Origin of the sequence: Acinetobacter sp. AC1-2 (assembly GCF_016124155.1) — a bacterium.
Classification (GTDB): domain Bacteria; phylum Pseudomonadota; class Gammaproteobacteria; order Pseudomonadales; family Moraxellaceae; genus Acinetobacter; species Acinetobacter calcoaceticus.
In genome coordinates, this window is the sequence record NZ_JABFFO010000008.1 from 84,574 (window position 1) to 90,914 (window position 6,341).

Annotated in this window: 7 protein-coding genes, 1 rRNA gene and 1 pseudogene; 4 read left to right on the forward strand and 5 right to left on the reverse strand. The window is 37.0% G+C overall.

Annotated elements, in window-relative coordinates:
• Positions 1–84: 84 nt before the first annotated feature.
• Positions 85–1,344 carry an esterase-like activity of phytase family protein gene (locus tag HL290_RS17535; protein ID WP_198497131.1) on the reverse strand — a complete coding sequence of 420 codons (1,260 nt, stop codon included), beginning with the start codon at positions 1,342–1,344 and terminating at the stop codon, positions 85–87.
• Positions 1,345–1,489: 145 nt separating this feature from the next.
• The gene (locus tag HL290_RS17540; protein ID WP_198497132.1) at positions 1,490–1,894 is read right to left on the reverse strand and encodes a helix-turn-helix domain-containing protein; all 405 of its coding nucleotides are present in this window, start codon (positions 1,892–1,894) and stop codon (positions 1,490–1,492) included.
• A gap of 81 nt (positions 1,895–1,975) precedes the next feature.
• Here HL290_RS17540 and HL290_RS17545 point away from each other — a divergent pair, with 81 nt between their 5' ends.
• From HL290_RS17545 to HL290_RS17560, 4 genes and pseudogenes are all read left to right on the forward strand, one after another.
• Positions 1,976–2,461, forward strand: coding sequence for a DUF2938 domain-containing protein (locus tag HL290_RS17545; protein ID WP_198497133.1), 486 nt, complete (start codon positions 1,976–1,978; stop codon positions 2,459–2,461).
• 16 nt (positions 2,462–2,477) lie between these two features.
• Entirely contained in the window at positions 2,478–3,044 is a 567-nt protein-coding gene (locus tag HL290_RS17550) for a flavodoxin family protein (RefSeq protein ID WP_198497134.1), read from the forward strand.
• A gap of 4 nt (positions 3,045–3,048) precedes the next feature.
• Positions 3,049–3,282, forward strand: a pseudogene (locus tag HL290_RS17555) (DUF2798 domain-containing protein).
• Between the two features lie 279 nt (positions 3,283–3,561).
• A complete protein-coding gene (locus tag HL290_RS17560; RefSeq protein ID WP_198497135.1) occupies positions 3,562–4,170 on the forward strand; it encodes a lytic transglycosylase domain-containing protein in 609 nt (202 codons plus the stop codon).
• Between the two features lie 53 nt (positions 4,171–4,223).
• Here the strand turns inward: HL290_RS17560 and cysK are convergent, their stop codons facing one another.
• From cysK to rrf, 3 genes are all read right to left on the reverse strand, one after another.
• Positions 4,224–5,222 carry a cysteine synthase A gene (cysK, locus tag HL290_RS17565; RefSeq protein ID WP_198497136.1) on the reverse strand — a complete coding sequence of 333 codons (999 nt, stop codon included), beginning with the start codon at positions 5,220–5,222 and terminating at the stop codon, positions 4,224–4,226.
• 313 nt (positions 5,223–5,535) lie between these two features.
• Complete coding sequence (locus HL290_RS17570) at positions 5,536–6,078, reverse strand: GNAT family N-acetyltransferase (protein WP_198497137.1); 543 nt, start codon at positions 6,076–6,078, stop codon at positions 5,536–5,538.
• 144 nt (positions 6,079–6,222) lie between these two features.
• Positions 6,223–6,337: ribosomal RNA gene (gene rrf / locus HL290_RS17575) — 5S ribosomal RNA — on the reverse strand.
• Positions 6,338–6,341: the final 4 nt, after the last annotated feature.

Consider the following 6,341-nt stretch of genomic DNA (forward strand, 5'->3'; position numbering starts at 1 on the left):
TTAAAGTTTATTCAATATTTTATTCTTCTAATAAATGCGGCGGAATAAAACCCACCGCAGTTTTAACTCACTTATTTACAGGGCTTAGAACAAGGCTTTTGGCAAACGAATTTGAATAATCTCATTATCGTCAGCCAATTTTGCGTTACGCCCTGTAGACCCAGGGAAGTTATTATCATTTAGAACAGTCAACGTTGTACTATTTTCAATGATGACATCTTCAATGGTTTCAAATGGGAAGGCAAAAACTTGTTCTGTCCCAATATCCCCTGCTCTTGCTGTGCCATAAAGTAAATTAGGATTGGCAATTTTAATTAAATCGACTAAATCTTCGCGACTTACTGGTTGGCCTGACTCATTTAATTTAATACGAATTAATTTTTTATATCCGCCTAAATTATTCTGAGTCGCATCACGCTCAATAATAATACCTTCTTTATCATTAAAGAGTTGGAAGTCACCAATATTGGTTGCCTTACTGTCCAATTGGAACCAATAATATTTTCCTGTATACGCTTTTTTCTTCAGATCAAATTGGGAAATCAATAATTGTCTTTCCGTTTCTCGAATTGATTTAAGCGGTTTCTCTACAAGAGGATAGAGATATTGGCCATCTGGAGAGATTGCCATTCCTTCAAAACCACCACTTTGCTGAACTAGAGGCTCTACAAAATTAATTTGCGCTTTATTAAACTGATTTTGAGGAGAGCGAAGTTCTTGCGTCGGATTTAGTGGATTTGGCAGAGCAATTGGAGCATCCAACAACACACCATCTGCTGAGAAATGAAGTAAATAAGGACCAAACTCATCCCCAATCCAATAAGTCCCATCACTAGTACGTTGCATTGACTCTGGGTCAAAATCAGCACCCGTTAATAAACGCTCAGCTGTATCACCATTGACGATACTAAATGGAATTAACTTGTTTGGATCACGCAGTTGGATAAAGCTTTGCACAGTAACTTGACCCGTACCTTTAGCTTTAGTTTTGAAATCAGGCTTTAATTTATAGATACGAAGTAAAAAGTCTGATGAATTATCTTGAGTCCCAAACCCATTATCGGCCATTGCCATATAACTGCCATCTTCATTTTTTAATGCAGCAGAAAAGCCCTGTACAGGTTGACCTTTAAATGGAGGATAAATTCCATTTGCACCTTTCACATATGCGCCAGAGTCTGGACCAGCAGCATAGGTTTCTACAGGTAACTTGGCAAAAGAAATTAAGGTCGGTTCGGTAACATTTTCAGTGGTTGAAGTTTGTTCTTGATCGTTATCATCGTTACATGCCGTCAATCCTAAACTGGCACAGCATAATAATGCGACTAAAGTTTTTTTGCTCATGGTTTTATACAGTCGGTAAAAAATTAAGCAAATTTAATCAAGCTTATATGAAGTTTTTACTTCAAAAAGATGAAATCTTTATGGCGAAAATATGACAAATATATCTGTTAGATCAATGTTAAAAAACTATTGGCTCAAGATTTCACTAAAGTTTCGTTGGCTGATATTCTCCAGCAATTGCTGCTTTCAAAAAGTTCTGGAAAGTAGGACATTGCATATGGTTTTCAGCAGGACATACTGCCGCATGTTGTAATCCCTGACTAATAAAATGTAATCGCTTTGCCATTTGCTCTAATTGTTCAGCTTTATCTTTTAGTTTTTGACGATCAAGATCAGGTTTACCATCTTGTCCAAACATTGTGGCGATCTCATTTAAAGAAAAACCCGCAGCACGACCTAAAGCAATTAATGCCAATTGATCAAGCACCTGTTTACCATACTGCCGGCGTAAACCTTGCCGCCCTATTGATTTAATTAATCCCTTCTCTTCATAAAAACGTAGCGTTGCTGTTGTGACTTGTGCCTTTTTCGCGACTTCACCAATATCCATAATACCCTCTTGACTTCAAGTGAACTTTAACTTGCACAATAAATTTATCACGTTTCATACGTATAAAAGCAAGGTGTAAAAATGAATATCTCCACATTGTTCTTTCAAGCTTTATGCCTCGGTATCGGGGCAACAGTAATTATGGATATCTGGCTGTTAATATTAAAGATATTCAAAATTCCTACCTTAAACTTTGCCTTTCTCGGACGCTGGGTTGGTTGGATATTTCAAGGCAAATTCATACATCAATCCATTGCCCAAAGCTCTCAAATTAAGGGTGAATATTTATTGGGTTGGATTGCTCACTATAGTGTTGGGCTGATTTTTGCCTTGAGCTTTCTTTGCATTGTGGGCTCCGATTGGCTCATTCATCCTCAGTTTTACTCAGCGCTACTTTTTGGTTTAGTCACTGTTCTCATTCCTTTTTTTATTATGCAACCTGCTATGGGTAGTGGTTTCGCTTCTTCAAAAACCCCTCATCCATTTTTGAATTGTCTAAAAAGTTTGCTTAACCATAGTGTTTTTGGCTGTGGTTTATATCTCACTGCAAAAATCTTTCAAATTTAAAATAAAGGAAAATCTCATGAAAACCGTTGCCATTATTTACTATAGTCGTCAGGGTCATACCCAGTTTATTGCTCAGCAAATTCAAATTGGCGTATTAAGCCAAAAAAATATTAAAGTAGATCTACTGAATGCTAAACATCTCATTGAAAACCCTGAAATACTTATCCAATACGATGGCTTAATTTGGGGATCTCCGACTTACTTAGGCGGAGTGTCCTCCAAATTAAAACAACTCATGGATTCAACTGGCCCACTATGGAAAAAACAGAGCTTTAAAGGAAAACTAACGGCTGGGTTTACCGTATCATCCCTTCCCGCGGGTGATAAACAATCGACGCTAATTTCACTTTTTACCTTTTGTATGCAACACGGCATGTTATGGGTTGGCAACCCGATTATGCCTGAGCAACACCAAGGGATTCCTTATACTCAAGCAGCCAATCGTCTAGGCTCATGGTCAGGGTTAATGGCTCAGGCTGAGCATGGCAGTAATGCCGATAGGTTTGATGAAGGAGATATTAAAACTGCTCGATTATTTGGAAATAATTTTGCAATCACCTTGAATGCTTATCTTGGAGTGTAAGATTATGACAGCACAAAGGATTTTATTACCCTTAATTTTATCCGCAACGATGTCATTTATAATTTCAGGAATTACGACTTTCAAAGCAGTAAGACCAGTTCAAAATTTCTTTTCATTATGGATATCCGCATGAGGTATTGCGTGGATATTTGCTTTCCCAAGTGTGTTGATCTGTATTCTTCTAGCACAGAAACTAGTCGACATCGTATTTAAGAAAGTTGAAAAAGTATATCTGTAAGTTAAAACGTACAAAACTTGCGGTGAATTGCGGATATCCAGCTTTAGTATTTTTTTATAATATATGAAGCATAGAGAGACAGGATGTCTCATTGAAGAAGAATAAGAACGCAGGAAGCGGTAGTTGACAGGAGTTAGCTACATAAGCTGAATACGAAGGAACCTCGACAGGATGTCGGGGTTTTTTCATTTTAATCATACAAAATTCTCACTATTTTCTTGTGCTGAGCAACAGAACTTATATTGATCCATTAGTTACAGCTGAATACCATGATTTCATTTGAAATTTGATTATCGGTTTTATATTTTGCTTACCTCATCTTTATCTAACAATTATTTTAAACCAACTCAAATACACATTTTGAGCCTCAAATTTTTTACAATTGTTTTAATGACAATAATGACGGGATGTACGAGCTTAGGCCCGAATAGTGGTTCATTTTCATGGCGTTCAAATAAACTCTCGTCTGGTTTACAAAAAGCTTATTCTGTTCCACAAAACACAGCGAATCGGTTATCTCCAATTATTATTCAAAGTGCTGATCAATATAATGTACCTCCTCTTTTACTTGCCGCGGTCATAAGACAAGAGTCTAGTTACAATAGTAGCGCCCTCTCACCTACGGGTGCAGTCGGTTTAACTCAAATTATTCCTAGCTATTGGCAACAAACTTGTGCCGGTAATTTGTATGATGAAACGACTAATATTCAATGTGGGGCCTATATTTTAAATCATTATTATCAGTCAGCTGATAGTTGGTTTAAAGCCACTGCTTATTACAACGTTGGACCTACAGGATATGAGCGAAGTTTCTGGACACGTCACAAAGCTAAGAAATATGCCCGATCTGTTAAACGTCATCAAAAAGCTCTAAAAAGCGCCTTATAAATTAAGGTCAAATAAAAAGCCCATCTGTTGATGGGCTTTTTATACAAGTAATTTTATTCGTCAAATAAACCTTCAAATAGAACAGAAGATAAATAACGCTCTCCACTGTCTGGAAGAATAACAACAATCGTTTTGCCAGCATTTTCAGGACGTTCTGCAATTTTAGCAGCCGCAGCCAAAGCTGCTCCACTTGAAATACCCACTAAAATGCCTTCCTGCATTGCACAATTTCTTGCCCACTGAATTGCGTCTTCACTAGTTATTGGTAGGACTTCATCAACAAGATCTAAATCAAGATTCTTTGGAATAAAGTTCGCACCAATTCCCTGAATTTTATGCGGTGCAGGTGTAATATTCTCACCATTTCTAGTTTGAGTAATAATTGGAGACTCGGCAGGTTCAACTGCTACAGAATACAAAGGTTTATTTTGAACTTGTTCAAAATAACGAGAAATACCAGTAATTGTGCCCCCAGTACCTACGCCAGCAACCAAAATATCAACTTGCCCACCTGTTGCTTGCCAAATTTCAGGACCAGTTGTATCCACATGAATTTGTGGATTCGCTGGGTTTTCAAATTGCTGAGGTAGAAAATAAACATCTGGTTGTTCAGCTGCTAATCTCACAGCTTCATCAACTGCACCTTTCATCCCTTTCGCTGGTTCAGTTAAAACTAAATTGGCACCGAGTGCTTTTAATACTTTTCTACGCTCAAGACTCATGCTTGCAGGCATAGTTAAAGTAATTGGGTAACCCTTAGCCGCTGCAACAAAAGCCAATGCAATCCCCGTGTTACCACTGGTTGGTTCAATAATATGCATGCCTTCTTTTAACACACCACGCTTTTCTGCATCTGCAATAAGTGCCGCTCCAATACGACATTTCACAGAAAATGCAGGATTCCGACTTTCTACTTTTGCTAATACAGTTGCACCAGTTTTAATCAAACGATTGATACGAACTAAAGGTGTATTACCAATTGCTTCTGCATTATTTGAATAAACTGCGATCCCTAAATTATTGGGAGTTGGAAATTGCTGGTCGGTAGACATGTTATATCCTTATTAGATTTGGAATGATTCTGAATCATTATAAGCTTCTCTAATAAACAGGAAAGTAGAAAAGCTAAGTAATGCCTAAATTATCAAATTAACAACGTGTCTTGTCATAGATTTATTTTTAACAAATAAAAATTTAAAAATACCTTAAGAATCAAATTATTAAATTAGATAAATTTATTTTCCTATCCACATACCACATTAGAAATAATAGGAACGCTGGCTAATATTTCACATTATTAAGACTACTCTAATCTTCTGATCAAACATTAAAGCTAAGGTTTTTCACGATTTTATATAACTAGAACTACCAAACTTCACCCTCTCGCCATTCTGCGCAAATAGTATTCTCTTCTGAACGATGTGATAGTCGGTCTGTCAGCTTAGTAATCAAAGGATATAGCATAATTTCATGGTCATCAGTCAGATAAGTAGAAGTATCTTGTTTGATGTATAAATCTCCCCACCATGAAATCCAACCTAATTTTTTATAAAATGCTTCATCTTCTGGTTGTAATGCCGCAAGCCCATATTCCAAAGAAGTTAATGTATCAACTAAATGTCTTAATAATTGTGATGCGAACCCCTTACCCCGCATCTTGTAGTCAGTAGTCACATACTCTATATAAGCAGTTTTTACATTGAAACCGCCATTTATGGTGAAAACTCTATCTGTCCATAAAGCATGTGACACAATATTATCATCTAATATGCCTAATAAATGAACAGCAGTTTGCATGAAGGTATATTGACTCCAAGGATCTTCATCAAAAGCAGAAAAACATAGCTCAGCAATCTGTTGTCGCTGTTGCTTATTTAGGTCTTGGGCCGCGATAATTTTAAACTGCATAAGCAGAAGCTCAATTTTAATTGCTCATATCATAAGCAAAGATCGCAATAATATGCAGTATTTTTAATGAAAACCATTCTAATGGTTATTTCCAAGCATAAAAAAACACCCTCAACTGTTAAGTTGAGGGTGTTTAGAATAATGAGCTGGCGATGACTTACTCTCACATGGGAAACCCCACACTACCATCAGCGCTAAGAGGTTTCACTTCTGAGTTCGGGAAGGGATCAGGTGGTTCACTCTTGCTATGGTCGCCAGCACAA

What these genes read in the sequence shown, in the direction of transcription:
- HL290_RS17535 (WP_198497131.1), bottom strand. Translation starts at nt 1,344, where the DNA reads ATGAGCAAAAAAACTTTAGTCGCATTATTATGCTGTGCCAGTTTAGGA.
- HL290_RS17540 (WP_198497132.1), bottom strand. Translation starts at nt 1,894, where the DNA reads ATGGATATTGGTGAAGTCGCGAAAAAGGCACAAGTCACAACAGCAACG.
- HL290_RS17545 (WP_198497133.1), top strand. Translation starts at nt 1,976, where the DNA reads ATGAATATCTCCACATTGTTCTTTCAAGCTTTATGCCTCGGTATCGGG.
- HL290_RS17550 (WP_198497134.1), top strand. Translation starts at nt 2,478, where the DNA reads ATGAAAACCGTTGCCATTATTTACTATAGTCGTCAGGGTCATACCCAG.
- cysK (WP_198497136.1), bottom strand. Translation starts at nt 5,222, where the DNA reads ATGTCTACCGACCAGCAATTTCCAACTCCCAATAATTTAGGGATCGCA.
- HL290_RS17570 (WP_198497137.1), bottom strand. Translation starts at nt 6,078, where the DNA reads ATGCAGTTTAAAATTATCGCGGCCCAAGACCTAAATAAGCAACAGCGA.